Source organism: Nitratireductor soli (genome assembly GCF_001050155.1).
Taxonomy (GTDB): Bacteria; Pseudomonadota; Alphaproteobacteria; order Rhizobiales; family Rhizobiaceae; genus Nitratireductor; species Nitratireductor soli.
In genome coordinates this window covers 39,362-61,752 of the sequence record NZ_LFVY01000020.1, presented here as the reverse complement: position 1 = coordinate 61,752, position 22,391 = coordinate 39,362, and the positions used below count along the sequence as shown (strand labels likewise).

Genomic DNA, 22,391 nt, shown 5'->3' with positions numbered 1-22,391 from the left:
TTTCATCTGATTGCAGCTTTCCTCGCTTAGTTGAAACGACGTCACAAACCGGCCATCGGGCCTGACAGGAGAATCACCATGATCCACCGCCTTGCCGTTGCCAGCATAGCCACCGCTGCCGCGTTGACCTTCGCCGCGTCCGCCGCCGCTGAGGACCATGATCACCATGTCGGCACTCTGCAGGGTTTGCGCGTCGTCCATGCATGGACCCGCGCCACCGATGGTGGAACCGCCTATGTCTTCTGCGACATCGAAAACAGCGGAGCGCGCGACGCGCAACTTGTCGGCGGCGACAGCGCCGTCGGCAGCGACACGGCTCTGGTCGGCTTCCGGCTGAACAGCGCCGGTGAAGGCGTCTATGAAATATTGCCGTCGGTTCCGGTCAAGGCCGGCGGCAAGATGGCGCTCATGCCCGAGGGAGCGGCAATCCGCCTTGACGGTCTCGGCGCGCCGCTCAAACAAGGCGATGAATTCGAAATCGAACTCGAATTCGACACCGGCCATATGGAAATCCACGTTTCCGTGGAGGCTCCCAACGCCCGCGCCCACAGCCACGCAGGACACGATCATTGACGTGAGATAAATATGCTCCATTGCCCCGGACGGCACGTCTCAACGACCGAAGGATGGAGCCTGTTCCACCCATGGGCGCCTTGTGGCATAAGGGTTTTGGTGGAGGTGAGAGGAGAACCCTCGAACCGAAACAAGGCCGCGACTGCGGCCCGGGCTTTCGCCCGCCCCATCGGAGGCGTGAGCGAAGCGAACGGCCGTGAGATATGGAGAATGGTGGGCCCGGAGACGCGTAAAAAATTAATTAAATCAAATATTTAGAAAAAAGCAACCGAAAAGGGTCCGTAAGGGCCCGTAGAACTTTCAAACTTTGAGCAGCGAAAGGGAGGCCCGGCGGCCTCCCATTTCTGATCACCTCGCAGTCCCAAGGTTGGCGAATAACAGCGCCCAGACCACAATAGACGAACAGGCAAGGGGCATCATGGCGACAACCAGCCGGAACGGCCATCGAAGCCAGACGGGCATCCCTGCGGCGCCATCCAAGAGGTCATCGCTAATCCTTTCCGTCAGAAAATTGAGGCGGAACGCGAGATAGATGCCGAACAAAGCTCCGACGAGCCAAAGAGGGGCAAGAACCCAAATCGCCCACGTCATCGTCACTGGCTTGCCAAGGATAGCGGACGCCACGAAAATTAGAACAGTCCACCACGCGACTGTCGTCAGAAACATCCGCGCGTAGTCAAACCCGGGCTTCTCCTCGTCGATCAACTTCTGGATTTCTTGCTTGCCCATGGCGCGATCCCCCGATCCGGCAGCATGATCGGCACAAAAAAGGCCGACCCGCAAGGATCGCCCTCCGCTGCCTACCGGATCTCTCGATCCCCCCGCGCAACATTTTTTCCCGACACGACTGTTTGCAGGGCGAAGATTATACAATCTAGCATTGGGATAACTCCGATCCACAACTGGGTTGAGCGCAGGCAATATCGCCGACGCGAATTGAAACTGACACAGCCCGAAAAGATCGAAGCCCACGCTGAACGGCTCGCTCATTGTAGCCGGTCGCGCGTTTCTGGAACTTTGACAGCAGGTTTTGGAGCAGCACGAACCCAGTAGCGGTGCTTTGAAACGCGCGACCGATGTAGTTTGTCACCAGATACTGGAGTTCCGGGGACACGCGGAGAGAGGCGTGGTTCGGTGGGGAAGTGTCAGGTAGAACAATGGGTTAATGTGGGGACGCGGCGGGGAACGTGGGGAGCGCGTTTGTCACCTGATCGCCGGGAAAACGGCTGATCCCGGCGATCGATGGCGCGGAAGGGCGAAAGGCTCAATCGGACTTTCAAAATCGACGAGAAGCTTTCAAACGCGCCTCAAAGCCGCAGGGAACAAGGCATTTCGTTTTGAAGCGACGCATCCGACGCGCGCACCTGGCGACGCCAAAACCGACAGCGAAGGCAATTTTAAGTTCCCGATCATCGGATACCTTGCTTGAGGCGGCCAGAAACATTCATTGAAACAGTAGCTTATCGCTCGAAAGGCCGGCGAAAACCCGGACAATAAGTGTCCGCTGCTAGAAGAGCATCTTGTAGACGTTGCCCTGGCTGTCCTTGGCGATACCGTAGCCGTTGGCGGTGCCGCTGCCGGTGAAGAACTCGGCATCAATCGTGGTGCCGGCCGAGCATGACAGGAATGCGTGTCCCTTATTCACGCCGGCCACATTGCCAGTCGTGACGCCCGACCCAAAGATCGCACCGCCGTAGCTGCTGAAAAGCGATCCTGTCGAAACGGTCTGAAACCTCGGAGCGACAGAAGACCATGTGCCCTGGCATTTCTCGCCGCTTGGCAGTGTCAGCGACAGTGGACCGCTGTTGGTCTCCACGCCGACGGCCTTGGCCTGGACCACTGGAAGCGGAACCTGCCCGGCGAGCGGTCCTTCGACAGGATAGAGTTTCACGTCCTGCGAAATGCATCCGGCAAGCAACAAGCCCACCGCCGCGAGTGCCAATGTGTTCTTCATAATTCCCCCTTCCACCATCCCCAATTGTAAAAACCATGAAACACTACCATCGGGCAAGCCACGCGTAAGCAACGCGCTCCAGAATACTGCCACGATGATGGTGTGAACGATTATGAAACCGAGCGTTTGCCTGAACCTGGCTCGGACGCCGCCTCAGCCAAGCGCTTCTTGAGCCGGCGACGCAGGAGTGGCAAAGCCGCCAGCACCTCGTCGCGATCCGCCGGATCGACAACGAGACCGACCAGCTCATTGTATAAATTGCCCGCCTCGACAGCGACGTTCTCCGGCGTGATCGGATCGCCGGCCTCCTTGTAGGTCGCTGTCACGACGACCGCCATGCGCCGCATAGTCCAGCCATCGAATGCGACCGGCGGCGCTTTTGACGGATCGTCGAACACCTCGCCTTGGCCGGTCACCAACCAGTTGGCATTAACGCCGAGGTTCTGATTGTAAGCGGCCAGCGCAGAAGCGGTTGGCTCTGCCTCGCCGCGTTCGTACTTCGCCACGGTACTCGTGTTGAGGCCGATCTTTTTCGCGAATTCGCTTCGCTCTGGATCATTAAGCCGCCGCCGTACCTCACGGAAACGCCGGCCAAGTTCTGTCTTCGGCTCAATCTCCGGCCTTGCCAATAGCTCACGCCAATAATGTCATTTCCGACTTTACAAAAGTCTTATCCGACACTATCCCTATCTGTGTCGCCTGATTTGAACAGCGACAATTGCACAATACAGACCCTCAAAAAGCGGGTGTTGCAGCACCCGCTTCACAAGGAGATACCGATGAGCACCCACGAATGGGACCGTCATTCGATACTCGCTACACTGCGGCGACAGGGCATGACGCTCGCCGGCCTCGCCGCACATTACGATATCAGCCGGAACTCCGTCAGAAACATCTGGACCCGGCCGAATGAAAAGGTCGAGCGCGCCATCGCCGACTTCATCGGCGAGCCGGTCGAGCGCCTTTTTCCCAGGCGTTACCCGAAACGGCGCCCCCACATATTGAAACCCGAATTCGCATCCTCGCGCGGCAATCCTTCCTCCTCCTCCCAAAAGGATGCCGCATGAGGCGTGGCGCTGGTGAACCGCAGGGCTGCTCTAGCCTTTGCCATCCGGTGTTCAAACCGGCAACGCGGCAAGCACTCTGTGAAGAGCGACCGCGCCGGCTGTCAGTCCGCAGGCGACTCACCAGCGCCACATCCCCATCATCGCGCAGGCCCTGCCTGCCGGCAACGCCTATAGTCACCATGAATATCGACACAACAATCCTGCTTATGCGGCGCCAGCGCGTGCGCCAGGCGCTGGACGTGGCGCTGGTCTTCTGGTTCGCGGTGATGGCGCTGATCGCAGCCGTCGTCGCTTGCATCGGGATCATGCAGCCATGAACCGGCATAACGAGCGCGACGTGCATGACGCACTGTTTCACGCTTGCGTTCTGGCGGTCGCGGAAGGCTTTCCGCATCTGGCGGTGCGCGACATCATCGAGCCGCCACACGACTTGTTCGACGCCGCGCTCGCGCGGCAGGTGGCCATCCACCTGATGGTGGCACGCTTCGGGCTGCCAAAGCGCCGCGTCGTGGAGATGCAGCAGCGCTCCCGCGAAGCGATCAACCGCGCGCTGGCGACGGTGGATTGCCGGCTCGAAACAGCAGCTTTCGAAACCCATTACCGAATGATCGCAAAGCGGGCCGGCGAACTGGTCGACGCCCGCATGGAGGATGCAGCGTGAGCGCAGAGTACAAGCAAATCCCCATCGCGGAGATCGTCGTACCGACACGCCTGCGGGCAGTGGACGAAGACCAGGTGCTGGCCATGCAGGCGTCAATCGTCGAGCACGGCCTGCTCAACCCGATCACCGTGCGCGCCACGCCGGCGGCACGGGGCAAGTTCAAGTTTACCCTGGTGGCCGGCGCGCACCGGCTGCACGCGCTGGCACTCCTGCAGGAAGACAACATTGCGGCACTGGTGGTGGACGCCGACAAGGACGAGGCCGTCCTGATCGAGGTGGAAGAGAACCTGTTTCGCAACGACCTGTCGGTGCTCGACCGGGCAATCGCGGTGCAGAGCTACCGCGACGTGTTCGAGAAGCGGCACGGGAAGATCGCGCGCGGCGGCGACCAAAAATCAAAGGGGCAAGTTGCCCCTTTGATCGACAATTCGAGCAACTTGCTCCAATTGATCGCCGATGAAGCCGCCAATGGCTTCTCCGTATATGCGGCGGAACGGCTTGGCGTGTCCGTTGATGCGATCAAGAGGGCGCACCGCATTGCCCGCAACCTCATTCCGTCCCTGCGGGAGTGCCTGCACGGCACGCCCGAGGCCGACAATCAGAGCTTCCTCCTGAAGGTGGCCGGCTGGGAACCAGCCCGCCAGGCGGCGCTGGCGCGCTGGATCGGTGACGAGAAAGACCCCAGCCAGTTCATGCAGGCGACCGCGCGGCCGGAAGCGCCGGCGGCACAGAAGGCGTTCGGGACCATCCTGCGCAACTGGCGCTGCCTGCCGGGAAGCGCCCGCTGGCAGGTGCTCTCCGAACTGGAAATCATGGACATCCTGACGGACGAACAGAAGGCCGTCCTGGCCGAACGGTTCGGGACCGTGCCGGAGGAACTGATCGCATGACCAAACGCCATCCCGGCCAGCTCGACCTGTTTCGCGAGCCCATCTTTCCCGTGCGCGCGCCGTCCGCACAGATCGACCTTGCCCGTTTCCGCGCCAAGCTGAAACGCGGCATGGCGCAAGCAATCCGCGAATGCCCTCACGATCGGCCGGCCATCGCCGCGCGCATGGCGCAGTATCTCGGCCTGCCGTCGATCAGCAAGGCCGTGCTCGACGCCTACACGGCCGAAAGCAAAGAGGGACACGACATCAGCCTCGTGCGCTTCAAGGCGTTCGTGCGCGCAACCGGCGCCACATGGCTGTGGGACATGGCGGTGGCGGAGGAAGGTCTGATCCTGCTCGAAGGCGACGAGGCCCGGCTGGCGGAGATTGCGCGGCTGCAACAGGAACAGGGAGCGATCGCCAAAGAATTGAAATCGCTGCGATCCATCCCCGTCACCATCAAGCGGAGGGCGCGGGCATGAAGGTGTGGTTTACGATCCCCGAACTGGCTGCCGCGCATTTGCCGGACCTGCCGCAGAGCAAAAGCGGTATGGATGCATACGCCAGGGCACAGGGTTGGAAGCATTCCGGGCTGGCGCGCCAGGCCCAGCGCCAGGGCGGCGGTTGGGAATATCATGTGAACCTGCTGCCGCCTGCCGCGCAAGCACGGCTTTATGTGCTGCATGACGAGACGCCGCCGCCGGCCGATCACGAAGCGACCAAGCGCAGGAACGCTCTGTGGGAGCGTTTCGAGGGCCTGTCGAAAGGGCAGAAAGACGCCTGTGAATGGCGTTTGCAGGCGGTGGCTAAAGCGGAAGAACTGCGCGCCGGAGGCATCTGCGTCGACGCGGCGGCGACCATGGCTGCACGGCGGTTCGGCGTTTCGCGCGCAACATTGTTCAACTGGCTGGCCATGGTGAAGGGCTATGCGCGCGAGGACTGGCTTGCCGCACTGGCGCCGGCCTACAAGCCGGTGTCGGACCGGGCAGCATGCGATGTACGTGCCTTCGACTTTCTCAAATCCGATTTCCTGCGGCCGGAGAAGCCCAGCTTCACATCGTGCTACCGCCGCATGACCAAGGCAGCCAGCCTCAAGGGCTGGTCGCCGATCGCCTCGGAACGGGCCTTGCGCCGCCGCCTGGAGGCGGAGGTGCCGAAGGCCGTGCAGGTGCTGGCACGCTCCGGCAAGGAAATGGCGAAGACGCTCTATCCCGCGCAGCGGCGCTCGCGCAAGGCCATGCAGGCGATGCAGGCGGTCAATATGGACGGGCACAAGATTGACGTCTTCGTGCGCGTGCCATGGAGCGACAAGCCAGTGCGCATGATGCTGATCGCCATCCAGGACCTGTTCTCCGGAAAATTCCTCTCCTGGCGTCTGGCGGAGGCGGAGACCTGGGAGGCGGTGCGCCTGACCATCGGCGACATGGTCGAGCTCTACGGCATTCCCGACGAGATGGTGTTCGACAACGGCCGCGCCTTCGCATCGAAGAAGATCACCGGCGGCAACCGCACGCGCTACCGTCATAAGATCAAAGAAGAAGACCCGGAGGGCCTGCTCGTGGCGCTGGGCGTCAACGTGGTTTTCACAAACCCATACTCCGGACAGTCGAAGCCGATCGAGCGCGCCTTCCGCGATCTCGCCGACACCATCGCCAAGCATCCATTCTGTGCCGGCGCCTATACCGGCAATCGGCCGGATGCGAAGCCCGAGAACTATATGAGCCGGGCCGTGCCGCTCGATGACCTGCGCGAGCATGTGGCAGCGCAGATCGCCGACCACAATGCCCAGGCAGGCCGACAGGCGGCGAACTGCGCGGGCCGCAGCTTCGACGAGACGTTTGCGGCGGGAATGGCGGAGGCCATCGTGCGCCGGCCAACGGCGGCGCAGCGGTCGCTTTGGCTGCTGGCTTCCGAAGCGATCCGCGCCAAGCGCGGCAGCGGCGAGGTTCATTTCATGGGCAACCGCTACTGGCACCCGGCCCTCAACCAGCACGCGGGAATGAAGGTCACAATCCGCTTCGATCCCGATGCGCTTCATCAGCCGATCAAGGTCTACACGCTCGACAATATGCTGATCTGCGACGCCGATTGCATCAGCGATACGGGCTTCCGCGACGTCGACCAAGGCCGCGCGCACAATCGTGCGCGGCGCGGATACGAGAAGGCGGTCGCCGCGCAAAAGGCGGCGCACGCCAAGTTGTCCGCCCAGGAGCTGGCCGACATCGTCTATCGCGGCGCGCCAAAAGCGCCCACGACCACGCCGATCCGCCCGCGCGTGACACGGATCGCCGCCGGCAATCTGGCCATCGACCAGCGACAGGCGGAGCCAATCGCCGAGGATCAGAGCGATGCGTATTTCCTGAAGGCGTTAGCCCGGATGACGGGCGACGCCTCCATCATCGAATTCCCAGGCCAATCGGGTCGCGGGGATGAGCCGGTAAGTAGTGAGTACGGTTCCAAAAAAGAGGGCGGAGCTTCCGAGTAGTCGGAAATCCCGCCCGATAAAACGGCCCGCAAGGGCCTCAACCAAAGGAACCTTTAGATGAACGATCTTGGATTTTCAAGCAGGCCAAAGGCCGAAACATGGGAGCGGCCGATTGCCGGCCCGGATGAGACCCTCGGCAATCGCGGCGCGGGCGACGTCGCGGAGTGGTGGCGGTTGATCGACCGCGTGATCGAGACGGCCGGCGCCATGAGCCTTTCGAAGCGGGACGTGGCGCGGAAAATCGGTATGGCCGAGGGAACGTTCAGCCAGTGGTTCTCGGGCAAATATGACGGGCGGCTCGATACGCAGAACGAAAAGGTTTCGCGCTGGGTCAACGCGATCGAGGAAACACAGGACCTGGCCGGCGCCATACCCACCTCCCCGCGCTTCCTCAAAACCCGCGTGTCCATCGACATTATCGGCACACTGACCTGGGCGCAGAAAGCCACCGACCTGGTGACGATCACGATGGGCGCCGGCTGCGGCAAAACGGAAACCTGCCGCCACTATCGTGACACGCGCCCGAACGTGTTCATGGCGACCATGTCGCCGAACACGCGGACGGTGCATGGCATGCTGACCGAACTGTCGGACAAGCTGGACGTCATGGTCCACAACCCGGCCAGGCTCGGCAGCGCCATCGGGCGGCGGCTCGAACGGTCGGACGGCGACACGCTGCTGATCATTGACGAGGCACAGAACCTCGTCGACGACGCGATCAACCAGTTGCGCCATTTCGTCGACAATCACAAATGCGGCGTTGCGCTTATCGGCAACGACGAAATCTACGGGCGCTTCACCAAGCGCAAGGATGGTCCCTCCTACGCCCAGCTTAAGAGCCGGGTGGGCCGACGCCTCCGCATGGCCAAGCCGCCGCTTGAGGACCTGCACGCCTTCATCGCGGCGTGGGGCGTCACCGATCCCGATTGCATGAAGTATCTGACCGGCATCGGGCTGAAGGGCGGCGGGCTGCGGCAGATCGACAAGACGATGAAGCAGGCCCGCATGGAAGCCGCCGGCCGCGACGAACCGCTGGACGTCAAACACATACGCCTGGCCTGGAACAAGCGGGATGTCGAGGAGATCGCGTGATGGCGCTCATCCTGGCAAGCCGCCTGGAGCGGATAGCGCGGGAGCTGGAGGCCCGTTCGGCGCGCGGCATTTCACCCAGCGAGACCGAGGTGCTTGCAACGGAATTCGCACTTATGGCGGAGCTGGCGCGGCGACAGGAGGGCGAACTCGCCGTGCATCGTCTCGGCGAGACCGAGCGCACGAGGCGCGCAGCCATGGAGCAAGAGGCCGGAACGGCGCTCGGCGATCTGATCGCCGACCCCGAGGGCATTGTCATCCGCCCGGATTTCAGGAGGGGATCATGAGCCGATTGTCGCTGGAGCTTTCAGACGGCATCGCCGAACTGCGCGCGCAGTTCGACGTGTATGCGCGCGAGGCGCTGGTGCTCCCGCAGCGGGATGCGCGCGCCCTGCAGGTGTGCTGTGACCTGCTTTACCAGCGTGCGCGAGCGATGGAGACGGCGTTGTCTCAACATCTGTGGAACGAGGCCGCGCGGCGCGACCGGGCCATGGATGCCGAGCGGATCGCGGCAGAGCTGGAGCGGCCGGGCACGAATATCGCGCTGTTCCCGGTGGTCCCACGGCCGCAGTCCGCGCCGGAAACCGGCGGTGCGGCATGATCACGGTGCGCGAGATCATCAGCATGGCGGCGCTGCATTTCGGCTTCGATCCGGGCGAACTGGTGGCACACCGGCGGCACAGGGATGCCACGCTGGCACGCCATGTGGCGATGTACGTGGCGAAGAAAACCACGGGGCAATCGCTGACGGCGATCGGCCGCTCCTTCGGCGGTCGCGACCACACCTCGGTAATGCACGCGCTCGACAGGATCGCGCGGGGGGTGGAGGCTGACAATACACTGAAAGCCGCCGTCAACGCGCTGATCGCTGGCGTCGAGTACCGCGAGCGCCTTGCCGCGTTTGGCCCCGTCGATGTGCTTTGGGTGGCCGGGTACATCGCAGCGCATCCGCAACGCCGCGCGATGGAGGCGAGCGTGATGGAGATCACCGCTCTCGCCGATACGGTGCGCGAGTTGTGGGAGATCGCCCAGGCCGCAGAGCAGTTTGTACATCTTGCTCGCCGGCGCGCCGAAATGCTCCAGGGCGAATGGGCGGAAATAGCAGTCGAAGACTGGAACCTCATCGACGATCACATGACCGCGCTGGGTGCGGCCATCACCGAAGAGATGGCCGCATTGCGCGGCGACACGGACACAGAGGAGACGCACCATGCAAGCAGTCATTCTTGAAGAGCGGCGGGAGACCGGCGAGGTGATGGTGAATGGCAGGCCGTACATGCCCGATGCCAAGGGCAACCTCGTACCTGTCGAGACGATCCGCCCCGCCAACCGTCTGGAAGACGAGACCGTGCGCAAGATCATGAACTTTGCCGATGAATTGTCGGCGCAGATTGCGCGTTTCCGGGGTCACACAATGACGGACCTCGGCGAGTTCGATGCGCTGCTCGCCCAGGAATACGGCGCATCGAAGGGCGGACCGAAAGGCAACCGCACCTACCAGACCTTCGACGGCCTGATGAAGGTCAGTGTGCAGGTTTCCGACTTCGTCGATTTCGGGCCGCAGCTGCAGGTGGCGAAGAAACTGCTGGACGAATGCCTCAACGAATGGGCGGCGGACAGCGGGCCGGAAATCCGCGCCATCATCACGCGGGCCTTCAACACGGACAAGGAAGGCAAGGTGAACCGGGCGGAGATATTCATGCTGCTGCGGCTCGATATCGTCGATCCGCGCTGGCAGGAAGCCATGCGGGCGATCCGGGACGCCATGCGCGTGACCGGGTCGAAGGAGTATGTGCGGTTTTACCGCCGGGCGAAGGTCACGGACGGCTGGCAAGCCGTGACGATTGATCTGGCCAAGGCGTGAGGGGGCGGCGGCGATGACCGAGAAGATCATTGCGCTTCGCGCTTGGGTGCCAGTCGTGGAGCGATCCACGCCCGAAATACTCGGGCGGGTCCACGGCGCGCGGTTTGATTTCAGGGGTGGCGCCTACGAGATGAGGCTGGCCGGCGTCGCCGGGACTGCCACGGCAGGAAGGGAAGCGGCGAAAGAAAGCTGGCTACGCGCCGTACGGAAACGGATCGCCCGCGCCGAGGATGAATGCCCTGGGCACGTTGCAAGCATTGCAGACCAGAAGGTTTGCGGCCGGTGCGGCGCTCACGTGGACGACCAGCGCCCGCCGAAAAACGATCACTTCATGAAAGGATCGATCCATTGAGCGCTTATGCCGCCATCCATGTGGGCCTCAAACAGGTGGGCATCGAGGGCGAGGACAAGCGCGACTTCTACATGCGCCTGACCGGCAAGCCGACGCTTACGGTCATGACATCCGCCGACCATGGCGCCGTGCTCCAGGAGTTGCGGCGCCTCGGCTTCAAACAGCATTCGAAAGGGTCTCGACCGCGCCTTGAAGGGCGATACGCGAAGAAACTCCAGGCGCTGTGGATCGCCGCCTGGAACCTCGGCCTGGTGAGGAGCCGCGACGACAAGGCGCTGCTCGCTTTCGTCAAGCGGCAGACCGGCATCGACCACGTGCGCTTCCTGCGACACCCGGAAGACGCGGCCAAGGCGATCGAGGCGCTGAAGGCATGGATGACGCGCGGCGCCGGCGTCGAATGGCGGGCGCCGCTCGGCACACCGGGCTGGATGGCACGGCCGGCCTATCGCCTGGCACTCGCGCAATGGGCGATCCTTGAGAAGGCTGACACCCTTCCGCAACCGGGCTCGCTTGCTACCTTCGTCCGCGCCACAACCGGCGCGCCGGACCCTGCCGCCATGACCGACGCACAGTGGCGCGAGGTGATGAACGCGCTGGGCAAGCGTGTGCGCGAAGCGGCGACATGATGATGACCCGCTCCGCCCAGCCCTCCATTCCGCCCCTCTTCGTATGGCACGAGCAGACGGAAATCGAGCGGCTGCAGGCGGAGCGGGCGATCCTGGGCGCGCGCATCGAAAAGCTGCGGCCGCATTGCCACAAGCGCGTGGAGCTGACCGCGCGGATGCGCGCGATCACGGAGCGTCAGCTCCAGCTGCAAATCGAGATGGAAAAGAAGGCATGCTAGAGCAACAGCCTCTCCCCGCGAACATCGCACCCTATGTCGAGGCGCTGGGAACCGACGATGCCGTGCGGCTCTTCCTTTCGGTCGGCGGCAGCGACATCTACTTGCCACGCCGTTCATCGCCGAGATCGCTTGCCGCCCGCGCGATCGGCCCCGACAGGGTGGACCGGCTTGCCCAAAGGTTCGGTTACGGCTACATCAAAGTTCCGCTCGCCAGGCAATGGGTGGCGAGCGTGATGAAGGCCAACGGCGCCAGCCTGGCCGAGATCGCCCGCACGGTGCGCGCGGATGTGGCGACCGTGCGGCGCTGGCTCGGCCCCGCCGAAGACCACCGGCAGATCGACCTCTTTTCCTGAATACCCGCGCAGCCGCGCGGGTGCGCATTTACCTCCCCACCTGACAAATTGACGTGACCCTGCGCCGGCCCTCCGGCGCTTACCATTAGGAGGTCACGTTGAGCGATCGCGAGATCACAGCTGCCGCCAGGCAAAGCGCCAAGCGCCTCGGCATCGAAGTTGCCACCATGCTGGCCGTCATCGAGATCGAGAGCGCGGGCAAGGTCTATTCGACGGTCGGCCGAGGACACGAACCGCTCATCCGTTTCGAGGGCCACTATTTCGACCGACGCCTTTCAGGCCCGGCGCGCGAAAGGGCGAGGCGCGAGGGTCTTGCGCATCCGTCAGCTGGCAAGGTGAAAAATCCCACCTCCCAGGCCGCGCGCTGGACCATGCTCAACAAGGCAATCCTGATCGACGCCAAGGCGGCGCTCGAAAGCACTTCCTGGGGCCTTGGCCAGGTCATGGGCGCGCATTGGAAGTGGCTCGGCTTCGGATCGGTCGATGAACTGGTCAATACGGCGCGCGGCGGCGCGGCCGGTCAGGTCGAGCTGATGGTCCGCTACATCGAAAAGGCCGGGCTGAAGGGCGCGCTGCAGCGGCGCGACTGGGCGGCGTTCGCGCGCGGCTACAATGGACCAGCCTTCGCAAAGCACGGCTACCATACAAAGCTTGCCAGCGCCTATCGGCGGTATGCGGCCGGGCGTGAACCGGCTGCGCCTTCGGCGGCGGGGATGTTGCGGCTTGGCAGTCGTGGAGCGCGGGTGCGCGAGCTGCAGCAACTCCTGTTGCGCGCCGGACAATCGCTCCTGGTGGATGGCGATTTCGGCCCGGCGACACACAAGGCCGTGATGGCCGTCCAGAAGGGTGCCAATCTCGAAGTCGATGGCGTGGCGGGACCGCAGACCATGCGCGCGCTCGAAGCCTATCGCCACGGCGCGGGAGACCGGCCCGGCGAGCAGAGGGTGACGGAGATCGGCGACGTGCGCGACGGGATCGCGACCGGCGTCGGCGGCGGTGTGTCGCTCGAAGTGGTGCGGCGCACGATCGACGATGCGCTTTACCAGGTGGGCACGGTCCCCGGCCTCGAAACGATCTCCACCGGGTTGGCAATCCTCGCTGCGCTGCTGGCCATCGGCGGGCTGGTCTGGGCCGGCATCGGATGGTGGCGCGCGCGGCGGACGGTGGAGGCACCGACATGACGGGCCTCCTCCTTCGCAGGTTCCTTCCTGTCATCCTTTACGTGGCGGCCGCCGCCTTGGTTTACCGCATGGTCTACTCCGATGGCCGCAGCGACGGGCGGGCGGAGATGGCCAACAAGATCAATCAAGACAATGAGGAGGCAGGCGATGCTGCTGAAAAACGCCGTGCTGACCTGCGCCGCTGCGTTGGCGCTGGCGGCGTGTTCAACTTCGAAACCGGCGCCTGTAACCACTGACGGTCTGCGCAAAGTCGTCGGCACGTCGCTGGTCGGCACACGCGGCGCCACCGCGAAAGACCAGTTCGCGATAGACGAAACCGTAGCGGGCATGTGCGGCGCGCATGTGTGGTCGGCGGGCGAATGCGCCAGGCACGGGCGGGAGCTGCAGCAGCCATGAAGACAGGCAATCTCGCCTTCGAGCTGGCCGATCTGCGCGCCGAACAGGAGCGGCAGGCGGGCATATTGCGCGCCCAGGCGGCATTGGAAGGACCCGGCTCGTCGGCGTGCCGACAATGCGGCGCTGCCATCGAGGCACGCCGGCGCGAAGCCTTGCCTTCGGCCATCACCTGCGTCGCCTGCGCCATGGAGACGGCATGACAGAGCTCTTTATCCAGACCTGGTCGGGGCCGCTCGCCTCGCTGCTCGCGGTGATCAGCATCGTCTACACCTGGCTGACCGCACGATCCAAGGCCAATGAAGGCAAGATCAGCGGCCACGAAAAGAAGCTGACGGCACACGATCGCCGCATCCAGGGGCTGGAGGCGGAGGTCAAACACCTGCCGAGAACCGAGGACGTGCACGATTTGCGGGTCAGCCTGGAACAGGTGAAAGGGTCGCTCGGCCGACTGGAGGAAAGTCACATCGGCATCAACAGGGCGGTGCGGCGGATGGAAGAATTCCTGATGAAGGGGACAAGCTGATGGCAAAGAGCGACGGCTACAAGGACTATGTGACAGAGAAGGGCCGGCTGGTCATCCTTCAGGTTATCGGCCGGGAGTTCAACGGCCACCTGCGCGAGGATCTGATCCAGAAGGCGCTGGACGCCTATTTCCTGTCGCGCTCGATCGAGTGGGTGCGCACGCAGCTGCGCAAATTGGAAGAGTTGGGCGCGGTGCAGCTGACCGACGATGCCGGCAAGATGATCGCCGGCATCACGCGGACGGGCCGCGACCATGTGGATCGCCGCGCACCGATCGACGGCGTGGCGTGGCCCGAGGACGAGGCGTAGGCGATGGTCGAAGACGCGGTCGACAATGCCGGGCGCAGACAGGGGCGCGGAAGGCTCTCCACGCTGGAACAGCTTCCCGAAGAAGCGGACGCAGACCTTGCCTGGCTGAACGAGGAGCTGCGCGCCGGCAAGCGGCTGCAGATCGACCTGCTCGAAGAGTTCAATTCACGGTTGGCCGATCGCGGCCTCGCACCGATCTCGAAGGGAGCGTTCTCGCGCTATTCGGTCAGGAAGGCCATGCAGTGGCGCGAGCATGACGAACGCCTGCGGCTGTCGCGGGCGCTCTGCGAGGGCATGGGGCCGGACGGCGCGGACATGATGACCGTGGCGGTATCGGAGCGGCTCAAGATGGCTGTCGACGCGATGCTCGCCGGGGGCAACCTTAGCGCAAAGGAGATCAACGCCCTGGCGAGCGCGAACCGCGCGGCCGTGACGGCGCAACGGCATGCAGCCGAGTTGCGCCGGGGGCTTGAGGAAGAGCATAGGAAGAAAGTCGCCGAAGCGACCAAGGAAGTCGCCAGCATCGGAAAGGTCCATGGCGTTTCCGACGAGGCGATGCGCCTGATCACACAGCGCCTGGCGGGGATCGCGTAGTGGGAAACGCGCGCAACGCCCCAGCGAACAAGGAGGCGATCTTTTTGCCTTACCAGGGCAAGTGGATCGCCGACGGGTCACGGCTGAAGCTCATGGAAAAAGGCCGCCAGATCGGCCTGTCCTGGTCGACCGCATACGCCCAGGTCTCGCGGATCGCGCTGGCGAGCGCCCGCTTCGACGAGTGGGTCTCATCGCGCGATGAAATCCAGGCACGGCTGTTTCTTGAAGACTGCAAGCTGTGGGCCGGCATCGCCGATCTGGCAGCGCGCGACATGGGCGAGATGGTGATCGACGAGGAGAAGAAGCACAGCGCCCTCGTCCTTCAGTTCGCCAACCGGCGGCGCATCCATTCGATGAGTTCGAATGCCGACGCCCAGGCGGGCAAGCGCGGCAGCCGCGTACTGGACGAGTTCGCACTGCATCCCGACCCGCGCAAGCTTTGGTCGATCGCCTACCCAGGCATCACCTGGGGCGGGCAGATGGAAGTGATCTCTACGCATCGCGGTTCGCAGAACTTCTTCAACCAGCTCGTGCGCGAGGTGAAGGAAGGCGGCAACCCGAAGAAGATCAGCCTGCACACCGTGACCCTGCAGGACGCGCTGGATGCCGGCTTCCTTTGGAAACTGCAGCAATCCCTGCCGGCCGAGGACGAACGCCAGGAAATGGATGAGGCGGCCTATTTCGATTGGGTGAAGAGCGGCGCGGCCGACGAGGAGAGCTTTCTCCAGGAGTATATGTGCCAGCCGGCCGACGACAATGCGGCGTTCCTGGAATACGACCTGATCGCCTCGGCCGAGTATGGCAAGCTGGACGACTGGACCGCGACCGAGGGCGGCGAGCTCTATGCCGGCGTGGACATCGGCCGCAAGCATGACCTGACCGTGCTGTGGGTGTTTGAGCGGCTGGGAGACGTGCTCTACACCCGCCATGTCGAAGCGCTGCGGAAGATGAAGAAGTCGGACCAGGAGAAGGTGCTCTGGCCCTGGTTCGAACGGTGTGCCCGCGTCTGCATCGACGAAACCGGCCTCGGCATCGGCTGGGTCGATGACGCGCAAGACAAATTCGGCCCTTACAAGGTCGAGGGCGTCAGCTTCACAGCACCGGTCAAGGAAACCCTGGCCTATCCGGTGCGCTCGCGCATGGAAGAGCGGCGCATCCGCATCCCGTATACCGGTCCAATTCGCGCCGACCTTCGGCAGGTCACCAAGCAGGTCACCGCTGCTGGCAACATCCGCTTCACCGCCGAACGCACGCCGGATGGCCATGCCGATCACTTCTGGGCGCTGGCGCTCGGCATTCACGCGGCCGACGGCAAAACACACCAGCCATGGCGGCCATTGACGGTTCAGAGCGGGCCGGAGGCTCAAACCTCTCTCGATAAGGATTGGATACCCGCATGAACTGGCTTTCAAAGGCGCTGACGATTATGCGGCACAGCCCTCGCGCCCCTTTCCTCGGCCGCATGTTGAAGCGCACCCGCTTCGACTATACGGCGGCCGTTGGCGACGGGTTGGACAGTTCTGTCGTCACGGCGCCGATCCTTTGGATACAGCGCGCCCTCCCCGAGGCGCGCCTCACCGTGATGCGCAACACACGGAACGGCGGGCGCGAGGAAGTGGACGAACATGGCGCTCTGAAGCTGATCAGGCGACCGAACGATCACTATGGCGACATCGCATTGTGGGCCGGCACGGTGCTGTCCTGGTGTCTCGACGGAAACGCCTACTGGCTGAAGCTCCGCAACGGCGTCGGACGCCCGGCAGAGCTGTGGTACGTGCCACACTGGATGATGGAGCCGAAGGGTTCGGCGGACGGGACGACATTCCTGTCCCACTACGTTTATTCTCCCGGCGGAGGCATCGAGCCGATCAGTGTCGATGCCGCAGATGTGGTTCACTTCCGAAACGGCATCAATCCACACAATCCCCGCAAGGGGCTTTCACCGCTGGCCGGCGTGATTCGTGAAATCTTCATGGACCTGGAAAGCTCCAACTTCGTGGCCTCGCTCCTGCGCAATATGGGCGTGCCTGGCGTGGTGCTTAGCCCGAAGGCCGGCGGCGTGGTTCCCGCCGACGATGTCGCTGCTGTGAAAGCATGGCTGAAGGAAGCCTTTGGCGGAGACCGGCGCGGCGAGCCGTTGGTCATGGGAGCGCCGACCGATGTCCAGCCTTACGGCTTCAACCCGCAGCAGATGAACATGAGCGAGGCGCGCGACGTGGCCGAAGAGCGGCTTTGCGCTTGCCTCGGCATTCCGGCCGCCGTGGTCGGTTTCGGGGCGGGCCTGCAGGCGACCAAGGTCGGAGCCACCATGAAGGAGATGTGCAAGCTCGCATGGACGAATGGCGTTCTGCCGATGGGCCGGGCCTTCGCTGACGAGCTCGACCGGTCCCTGGTGCCGGATTTCGGGCCGGCCGATGCGCTGGTGGCGAAATGGGATACATCGGAAGTCCAGGCGCTCCAGGACGATCTCAACGAGGCGGCAACACGTTGGAACACAATGATCGCTGGCGGCTGGGCCATGGTTGCGGAAGGTCGCGAGGCAATGGGTCAAGAGGTGGACGACAGCCACCGCATCTTCCTGCGGCCCGCCATGCTCATCGAGACGCCGGCCGGGCAGCCGGCGCGGCCGGCAGAGTCCGGCAAGACGTTTGGCGAAAAGGCCAGGGCCACGCGCAGCCAGCGCCTGGCGGCGCGTGGCTTCGTGATCGCCATGCAGCGGCAGGAGGAGCCGCTGGCCAAAGCGATGGAAAAGCGGCTTGAAAAGTTCTTCAAGGCGCTGGGCAAGGCCGCGAGCGAAACCGCGCTACCGCTTCTGGCGCATGAGGAGCTGGCGCCGAAGGCGGCGGGCAGTGTGGAGACGAAGGCGGACGAACTGCTTGTCGAGCGGATCCTCGAAGGTCTCGGCATCCCTGCCCACCGCACTGCGTTCCAGCGGCTTTACGAGGCGCATTTCATCGCGGTGGCCGAGAAGGTGGCGGAGGCGGGAGAACTGGCGGGCCTGGGCGGAAGCCTGCCCGATCCGGTGGCGCGCTCGGTGGCCGGCGCCGGTGGACGGCGCGCCGGCCTGGTCGACCTGTCGCGGCAGTCGAAGGCGGCGCTCTTCGACGCGATCGCCGTTGGTCGGGCCGAGGGCGAAGGCGCCCAGCAGCTCGCCGCGCGGATCGCCGCGCATGTAGAGGCAGGTCCCTGGACAGCGCCCGAGGTGCGCGCCCGCACGATCGCGAGGACCGAGACGAAATATGCGCAGAACGTTTCGACGATCGAGCGCGCACGGGCCGCCAATGTCGAGCGGTTCATCGTCTTCGACGGCCGGCTAGGACCAGGACGGTCACTCGAAGAGCACATGGCGCGAGACGGATCGATCGTGTCAGCCGATGAAGCCGCACAGATGGCGGCGGACGAGCATCCCAACGGAACATTGAGCTTCGCGCCCCATTTCGGCGATGAGAACGAGGACTGAACCATGGACACAGAACTGAAGAGCCTGACCATCAAGGAGATGGACGACCAGGGCCTCGGCCTGGCGAAGATCGCCACGCTGACCGCAATCGACCATGATGGCGACACCTATCAGGCCGGCGCGTTCGCCTGGAAAGAAGGCGGGCACCAGTGGGTGCCGATCCTGCCGTCGCACGATCGATGCGCAATGCCGCTCGGCAAGGCACGTGTTTACGAGGCGGACGACGCCGCCTATGCCGAGATCCATCTCAACATGAAATCCGAAGCCGGCCGCGAATGGCATGCCGCGCTGAAGTTCGACCTGGAAAAGGGCAACGCCGTCCAGGAGTGGAGCTATGGGTTCGGGATCATCGACAGGTCACATGAAGTGATAGAGGGCCAGGAGGTGCGGAGGCTGAAACGGCTCGACGTGCATGAGGTCTCGCCCGTGGTGCGCGGCGCAGGCATCGGCACGGGCACGCTGGCGCTGAAGTCGCACCGGAGTTTCGCCGACCAGATCGCCGCGACGATCGCGGCGATCGAGGACATCGTGAAGCGGGCTGGCGACGTGAAGGCGCTTCGCGAGGCCGATGGCAGGCCGATGAGCAAGGCGCGGCTCGATCAGCTTGCGAACCTGAAACAGCGGCTCGACGTGCTTCTGGCCACGGGCACACCGCCGCCCGATGAGAGCGAGGACAACCGCATGGCCGCGATGCACGACCTGCGCGATGTCCTGCGCCGCCACGGTTGACGGCGGGTTCGAAACAAACGGCCGTGTACGCGTTTCTAGCGACGAAAGGCCCCGGACTAGCTGACCGGGGCCAAACCCGCGCCTACGGTGTTCAAATCCGCTTCAAATTCGATCCAGCAAGGCCTCGCCCGACGGCTGAACGCGTGTTTCCCGTCCGGGCTGGATTTCGGCCGCCGTTTCGGCCATTAGTGCTGGAGGCACCCAAATGCCACCAGCGGTTCGCCCGCGCAGCTGCGCGCATGTTTCAGCCGTTCCCTTCTCCCTAGTCTTCACGAAGTCCCGCGCCGACGCGGGCCTCTTCTTCATCCAGGCCGCGCGCGGACGCTTGGCCTTGTGCGACAACATCAGGGAATGGATCACAATGCCTGACATGACACTGAAGGATGTCCGCGAGAAGCTCGCGGCAAAGCAGGATGCGCTGGCCGGCGTCTTCGACGAGGCGCGCGTGACGACCGATAGCGGCGAAAAGTCATACGACTTCAACCGTGTCACATCTCTCGGCAAAGACGTAAAGGGTTCGATCGCTGTGGCCGAGAAGGTCAAGGAGATGGACACCGAGCTGAACGAGCTGGCCCAACAAGCCGAGGCCCTTGAGGCAGCCGAACAGGCCGAAAAGAACCTGTCCGACCGCCAGAAGGTGCGCAACCGGCTGCCGCTGCCCGGTGGCGGCGGAAACCATCCGGCGTTGGGCCTCGCCATGAAGTCGCTCGGAGCGATGATCACGGACGAGAAGGCGTTCAAGGCCTGGGTGGATGGTGGCGCCGGCGGCGGCATCACGCTTTCCTTCGACGATGCGCTGCCCTCCGATCTCCTGGCAAAGGCCATGGTGCCTGAAACCATCGGCGCAAAGGCGCTCATGTCGACGGCGGCCGGCTTCGCCCCGGAAAGCCTCCGGCTGCCCGGCTATGTCGAGGCGGCGACGCGGCCGATCCAACTCCTGGACATCATACCGATGGCACAGACCGGTCAGGCCGCCGTGCCATACATGGAGGAAACCACCCGGACGCACGGCGCGGCCGAGCGGGCCGAGGGCGCGGCTTTCGCGGAGTCTGCCTTCGCCTTCACCGAGCGTACCAGTCCGGTGCGCAAGATCACCGACAGCCTGCCGGTAACGGACGAGCAGCTCGAAGACGTGTCGTTCATCTCGTCATACGTCAATTCGCGGCTCATGTTCGGCATTCGCCAGCGCCTCGACCAGCAGTCGCTGCTGGGCGACGGCGCGGGCGCCAATCTGCGCGGGCTGAAGAACACGCCGGGCATCCAGACCCATGCCAAGGCCGCCGACCCGGTGCCGGACGCGTTCTACCGCGCGATGACCAAAATCCGCGTGACCGGCCGCGCCATACCTACCCACCACGTCATGCATCCCGAAGACTGGCAGGACGTGCGTCTGCTGCGCACCACGGACGGCGTCTATATCTGGGGTAGCCCGAGCGAAGCCGGCCCGGAGCGTCTGTGGGGCCTTCCTGTGGTGCAGCAAGACGCGGATGTGGCCGGGACCGGTTATGTCGGCTCGTTCATGCCCGCCTGGATTTCGATGTTCGAACGGAAGGGCGTGGACATTCAGATCGGCTATGTGGGCAACCAGTTCGGCGAAGGCCGGCGCACGGTGCGAGCGGACATGCGCGCGGCGCTGGTCGTCTTCCGTGCGCCCGCATTCTGCGAGGTGACCGGCCTCTAAGCCGCCACCTGGCGATTGCTTGAACGGGCGCTCGCGCGGCTTACGCCCCGATAGGGCCGACAGCCTCACCGCGAGCGCCCCAGCATAGGAGCAAACATGTCGACGATATCAGGATTTCCGACCGCCATTGGCTGCGCCATGATTTATGGCGGGCCGGTTGGGACGCATCAGGTGCCAGGCAGTCTCAAGCCGGGCGACACACTTCTCTCCGTCGAGCACATCACAGCGGGCGCCCCGCCGACCCGCGTCGATCGCACGGCCGAGTTCACCGTCTCCGCCACGGCTGGCGGGGTCATTGAAAACGACACCACGGACACGACGGGCGACTGGCTCCATGTGCTGTGGTCGAGCAAGGAAGACTGACCATGACGCAGGTTGCGAAAGAACGACTGTATCTGACCAGGGACCGCAAGGCATTGGTATTGGCCGACGACAAACGCGCCGGCTCCCTCTACGCCGTTCCCGGCGACGAAATTCCCGACAGCGCCGCCGAAAGGTTCGGCCTGGTCGGCGGGCTTACGAAGGCGTCGGCAGCGGTGGCAAAACGGGCTGGAGCCGATGCAAAGGCTACCGCCGAGAAGGTAGCGGCGGATGCCAAGGCCGCCGAAGAGAAAGCGGCAGCCGAGAAGGCGGCAGCGGATGCCAAGGCTGCCGAGGAAAAAGAAGCAGCGGCGCAAGACAACAAGAACGGCCGCGCAGGCGAGAACAAGTAGCAGGATAACCAAGGCGGTCTGGTACGGCTCGCAAGGCTCCCAGCACCTGATAGGGACGGTACGACCGTAGGGGCATAGCCCGCCGCCGCACTCATTCCAGGAACAAGCCGATGGCCCTGATTGACCGCGTGAAGGAACGGACGGGAACTGATCTCGGCGACCAGGAACTGCAAGCCATGATCGACGCGATCTCCGCCGTGATTGACGATCGGTTCGGACCTTCCGGGCCGACAACCGTGTTTCTGGGCGATCCGCTCGACCGCGACGGCTGGCGTCACACCTTGCGCCTGCCGAGCGTCGTGGACCAGGGCCAGCCAATCGAAGTGGTGGAAATGCAGCCTGGCAATAGCGGAGAGGCCGCAGCGGAGACCATGCTGACGGCGGACGACTATCGCATCCTCCATACCGGCCGCACCCTTCAGCGGCTGACGGGCGGGCCAAACGGCAAAACCTATTGGGCGCCCATGGTGCGCATCACATTCACGCCGCGCGAGGCCGCCGGCATGCGCGACGAGGCCGTCATCCGGATCATGCAGCTGGACACGGCCGGGCAGGCAGCGGCCGGCCTGAAGAGCGAAAGGGCGGGCGATTACTCGTGGACCGCCGCAACCGGCACGGAACGGGCGGAAGCCCGCGAGGCCATCTTCACCTGGCTTGGCACAGCGCTGCGCGGTACCGCCATGCCGATGGCGTGA

The 22,391-nt window shown here is 64.0% G+C and carries 33 protein-coding genes; 30 read left to right on the top strand and 3 right to left on the bottom strand.

Annotated elements, in window-relative coordinates:
* The first annotated feature begins 78 nt into the window (after positions 1-78).
* Positions 79-573, top strand: a complete 495-nt coding sequence (locus tag AB843_RS21645; protein ID WP_048648981.1) for a copper chaperone PCu(A)C — start codon at positions 79-81, stop codon at positions 571-573.
* Between the two features lie 348 nt (positions 574-921).
* On the opposite strand, the gene AB843_RS21640 is transcribed toward AB843_RS21645, so the two are convergent.
* The 3 genes from AB843_RS21640 to AB843_RS21630 form a co-directional block, all read right to left on the bottom strand.
* Positions 922-1,356, bottom strand: a complete 435-nt coding sequence (locus tag AB843_RS21640) for a hypothetical protein (RefSeq protein ID WP_162230653.1) — start codon at positions 1,354-1,356, stop codon at positions 922-924.
* 724 nt (positions 1,357-2,080) lie between these two features.
* Positions 2,081-2,527 carry a hypothetical protein gene (locus AB843_RS21635; RefSeq protein ID WP_048648979.1) on the bottom strand — a complete coding sequence of 149 codons (447 nt, stop codon included), beginning with the start codon at positions 2,525-2,527 and terminating at the stop codon, positions 2,081-2,083.
* Between the two features lie 110 nt (positions 2,528-2,637).
* Positions 2,638-3,156: a helix-turn-helix domain-containing protein gene (locus AB843_RS21630; RefSeq protein ID WP_082143946.1), complete on the bottom strand. Its 519-nt coding sequence runs from the start codon at positions 3,154-3,156 to the stop codon at positions 2,638-2,640.
* Positions 3,157-3,306: 150 nt separating this feature from the next.
* Here AB843_RS21630 and AB843_RS21625 point away from each other — a divergent pair, with 150 nt between their 5' ends.
* From AB843_RS21625 to AB843_RS21495, 29 genes are all read left to right on the top strand, one after another.
* Positions 3,307-3,594, top strand: coding sequence for a helix-turn-helix domain-containing protein (locus AB843_RS21625; protein ID WP_048648977.1), 288 nt, complete (start codon positions 3,307-3,309; stop codon positions 3,592-3,594).
* A 179-nt stretch (positions 3,595-3,773) separates the two neighbouring features.
* Positions 3,774-3,911, top strand: a complete 138-nt coding sequence (locus tag AB843_RS25750) for a hypothetical protein (RefSeq protein ID WP_157384576.1) — start codon at positions 3,774-3,776, stop codon at positions 3,909-3,911.
* Entirely contained in the window at positions 3,908-4,255 is a 348-nt protein-coding gene (locus tag AB843_RS21620; RefSeq protein WP_048648976.1) for a hypothetical protein, read from the top strand. Before AB843_RS25750 ends, AB843_RS21620 begins: the two co-directional genes overlap by 4 nt.
* The gene (locus tag AB843_RS21615; protein WP_082143945.1) at positions 4,252-5,145 is read left to right on the top strand and encodes a ParB N-terminal domain-containing protein; all 894 of its coding nucleotides are present in this window, start codon (positions 4,252-4,254) and stop codon (positions 5,143-5,145) included. The genes AB843_RS21620 and AB843_RS21615 overlap by 4 nt, the downstream gene beginning before the upstream one ends.
* Positions 5,142-5,606 carry a hypothetical protein gene (locus AB843_RS21610; protein ID WP_048648975.1) on the top strand — a complete coding sequence of 155 codons (465 nt, stop codon included), beginning with the start codon at positions 5,142-5,144 and terminating at the stop codon, positions 5,604-5,606. Before AB843_RS21615 ends, AB843_RS21610 begins: the two co-directional genes overlap by 4 nt.
* On the top strand, positions 5,603-7,609 hold the full coding sequence (locus tag AB843_RS21605; protein ID WP_048648974.1) for a transposase domain-containing protein: 2,007 nt from the start codon (positions 5,603-5,605) through the stop codon (positions 7,607-7,609). The genes AB843_RS21610 and AB843_RS21605 overlap by 4 nt, the downstream gene beginning before the upstream one ends.
* Positions 7,610-7,666: 57 nt before the next feature.
* Positions 7,667-8,701, top strand: coding sequence for an AAA family ATPase (locus tag AB843_RS21600; RefSeq protein WP_048648973.1), 1,035 nt, complete (start codon positions 7,667-7,669; stop codon positions 8,699-8,701).
* Positions 8,701-8,985, top strand: a complete 285-nt coding sequence (locus AB843_RS21595) for a hypothetical protein (protein ID WP_048648972.1) — start codon at positions 8,701-8,703, stop codon at positions 8,983-8,985. The genes AB843_RS21600 and AB843_RS21595 overlap by 1 nt, the downstream gene beginning before the upstream one ends.
* Entirely contained in the window at positions 8,982-9,299 is a 318-nt protein-coding gene (locus AB843_RS21590; RefSeq protein WP_048648971.1) for a hypothetical protein, read from the top strand. The genes AB843_RS21595 and AB843_RS21590 overlap by 4 nt, the downstream gene beginning before the upstream one ends.
* On the top strand, positions 9,296-9,928 hold the full coding sequence (locus AB843_RS21585; RefSeq protein WP_048648970.1) for a helix-turn-helix domain-containing protein: 633 nt from the start codon (positions 9,296-9,298) through the stop codon (positions 9,926-9,928). Before AB843_RS21590 ends, AB843_RS21585 begins: the two co-directional genes overlap by 4 nt.
* Positions 9,909-10,562 carry a DUF3164 family protein gene (locus tag AB843_RS21580; protein WP_048648969.1) on the top strand — a complete coding sequence of 218 codons (654 nt, stop codon included), beginning with the start codon at positions 9,909-9,911 and terminating at the stop codon, positions 10,560-10,562. The genes AB843_RS21585 and AB843_RS21580 overlap by 20 nt, the downstream gene beginning before the upstream one ends.
* Before the next feature lie 13 nt (positions 10,563-10,575).
* Entirely contained in the window at positions 10,576-10,914 is a 339-nt protein-coding gene (locus tag AB843_RS25375) for a hypothetical protein (protein ID WP_048648968.1), read from the top strand.
* A complete protein-coding gene (locus tag AB843_RS21570) occupies positions 10,911-11,540 on the top strand; it encodes a regulatory protein GemA (RefSeq protein WP_244468056.1) in 630 nt (209 codons plus the stop codon). Before AB843_RS25375 ends, AB843_RS21570 begins: the two co-directional genes overlap by 4 nt.
* Entirely contained in the window at positions 11,537-11,758 is a 222-nt protein-coding gene (locus tag AB843_RS21565; RefSeq protein WP_048648967.1) for a hypothetical protein, read from the top strand. Before AB843_RS21570 ends, AB843_RS21565 begins: the two co-directional genes overlap by 4 nt.
* Positions 11,752-12,111, top strand: coding sequence for a hypothetical protein (locus AB843_RS21560; protein WP_048648966.1), 360 nt, complete (start codon positions 11,752-11,754; stop codon positions 12,109-12,111). Before AB843_RS21565 ends, AB843_RS21560 begins: the two co-directional genes overlap by 7 nt.
* 98 nt (positions 12,112-12,209) lie before the next feature.
* The gene (locus AB843_RS25165; RefSeq protein WP_082143943.1) at positions 12,210-13,292 is read left to right on the top strand and encodes an N-acetylmuramidase domain-containing protein; all 1,083 of its coding nucleotides are present in this window, start codon (positions 12,210-12,212) and stop codon (positions 13,290-13,292) included.
* Positions 13,289-13,528 carry a hypothetical protein gene (locus AB843_RS25865; RefSeq protein ID WP_162230651.1) on the top strand — a complete coding sequence of 80 codons (240 nt, stop codon included), beginning with the start codon at positions 13,289-13,291 and terminating at the stop codon, positions 13,526-13,528. Before AB843_RS25165 ends, AB843_RS25865 begins: the two co-directional genes overlap by 4 nt.
* A complete protein-coding gene (locus AB843_RS25160; RefSeq protein ID WP_087587168.1) occupies positions 13,440-13,688 on the top strand; it encodes a hypothetical protein in 249 nt (82 codons plus the stop codon). Before AB843_RS25865 ends, AB843_RS25160 begins: the two co-directional genes overlap by 89 nt.
* Positions 13,685-13,888: a TraR/DksA C4-type zinc finger protein gene (locus tag AB843_RS21545; protein WP_048648964.1), complete on the top strand. Its 204-nt coding sequence runs from the start codon at positions 13,685-13,687 to the stop codon at positions 13,886-13,888. The genes AB843_RS25160 and AB843_RS21545 overlap by 4 nt, the downstream gene beginning before the upstream one ends.
* Complete coding sequence (locus AB843_RS21540) at positions 13,885-14,211, top strand: DUF2730 family protein (RefSeq protein ID WP_048648963.1); 327 nt, start codon at positions 13,885-13,887, stop codon at positions 14,209-14,211. Before AB843_RS21545 ends, AB843_RS21540 begins: the two co-directional genes overlap by 4 nt.
* Positions 14,211-14,519: a VpaChn25_0724 family phage protein gene (locus AB843_RS21535; RefSeq protein ID WP_048648962.1), complete on the top strand. Its 309-nt coding sequence runs from the start codon at positions 14,211-14,213 to the stop codon at positions 14,517-14,519. Before AB843_RS21540 ends, AB843_RS21535 begins: the two co-directional genes overlap by 1 nt.
* Before the next feature lie 3 nt (positions 14,520-14,522).
* Positions 14,523-15,113: a phage protein Gp27 family protein gene (locus AB843_RS21530; protein WP_048648961.1), complete on the top strand. Its 591-nt coding sequence runs from the start codon at positions 14,523-14,525 to the stop codon at positions 15,111-15,113.
* Between the two features lie 44 nt (positions 15,114-15,157).
* Positions 15,158-16,513 carry a phage terminase large subunit family protein gene (locus tag AB843_RS21525; RefSeq protein ID WP_206412940.1) on the top strand — a complete coding sequence of 452 codons (1,356 nt, stop codon included), beginning with the start codon at positions 15,158-15,160 and terminating at the stop codon, positions 16,511-16,513.
* Positions 16,510-18,573, top strand: a complete 2,064-nt coding sequence (locus AB843_RS21520) for a phage portal protein (protein ID WP_048648959.1) — start codon at positions 16,510-16,512, stop codon at positions 18,571-18,573. The genes AB843_RS21525 and AB843_RS21520 overlap by 4 nt, the downstream gene beginning before the upstream one ends.
* A 3-nt stretch (positions 18,574-18,576) precedes the next feature.
* Positions 18,577-19,302 carry an HK97 family phage prohead protease gene (locus AB843_RS21515; protein WP_048648958.1) on the top strand — a complete coding sequence of 242 codons (726 nt, stop codon included), beginning with the start codon at positions 18,577-18,579 and terminating at the stop codon, positions 19,300-19,302.
* A gap of 361 nt (positions 19,303-19,663) precedes the next feature.
* Positions 19,664-20,983, top strand: coding sequence for a phage major capsid protein (locus AB843_RS21510; protein WP_048649031.1), 1,320 nt, complete (start codon positions 19,664-19,666; stop codon positions 20,981-20,983).
* A 96-nt stretch (positions 20,984-21,079) separates the two neighbouring features.
* Positions 21,080-21,346: a hypothetical protein gene (locus tag AB843_RS21505; RefSeq protein WP_157384575.1), complete on the top strand. Its 267-nt coding sequence runs from the start codon at positions 21,080-21,082 to the stop codon at positions 21,344-21,346.
* 2 nt (positions 21,347-21,348) lie between these two features.
* Positions 21,349-21,696 carry a hypothetical protein gene (locus tag AB843_RS21500; RefSeq protein ID WP_048648956.1) on the top strand — a complete coding sequence of 116 codons (348 nt, stop codon included), beginning with the start codon at positions 21,349-21,351 and terminating at the stop codon, positions 21,694-21,696.
* Between the two features lie 110 nt (positions 21,697-21,806).
* The gene (locus AB843_RS21495; RefSeq protein ID WP_048648955.1) at positions 21,807-22,391 is read left to right on the top strand and encodes a hypothetical protein; all 585 of its coding nucleotides are present in this window, start codon (positions 21,807-21,809) and stop codon (positions 22,389-22,391) included.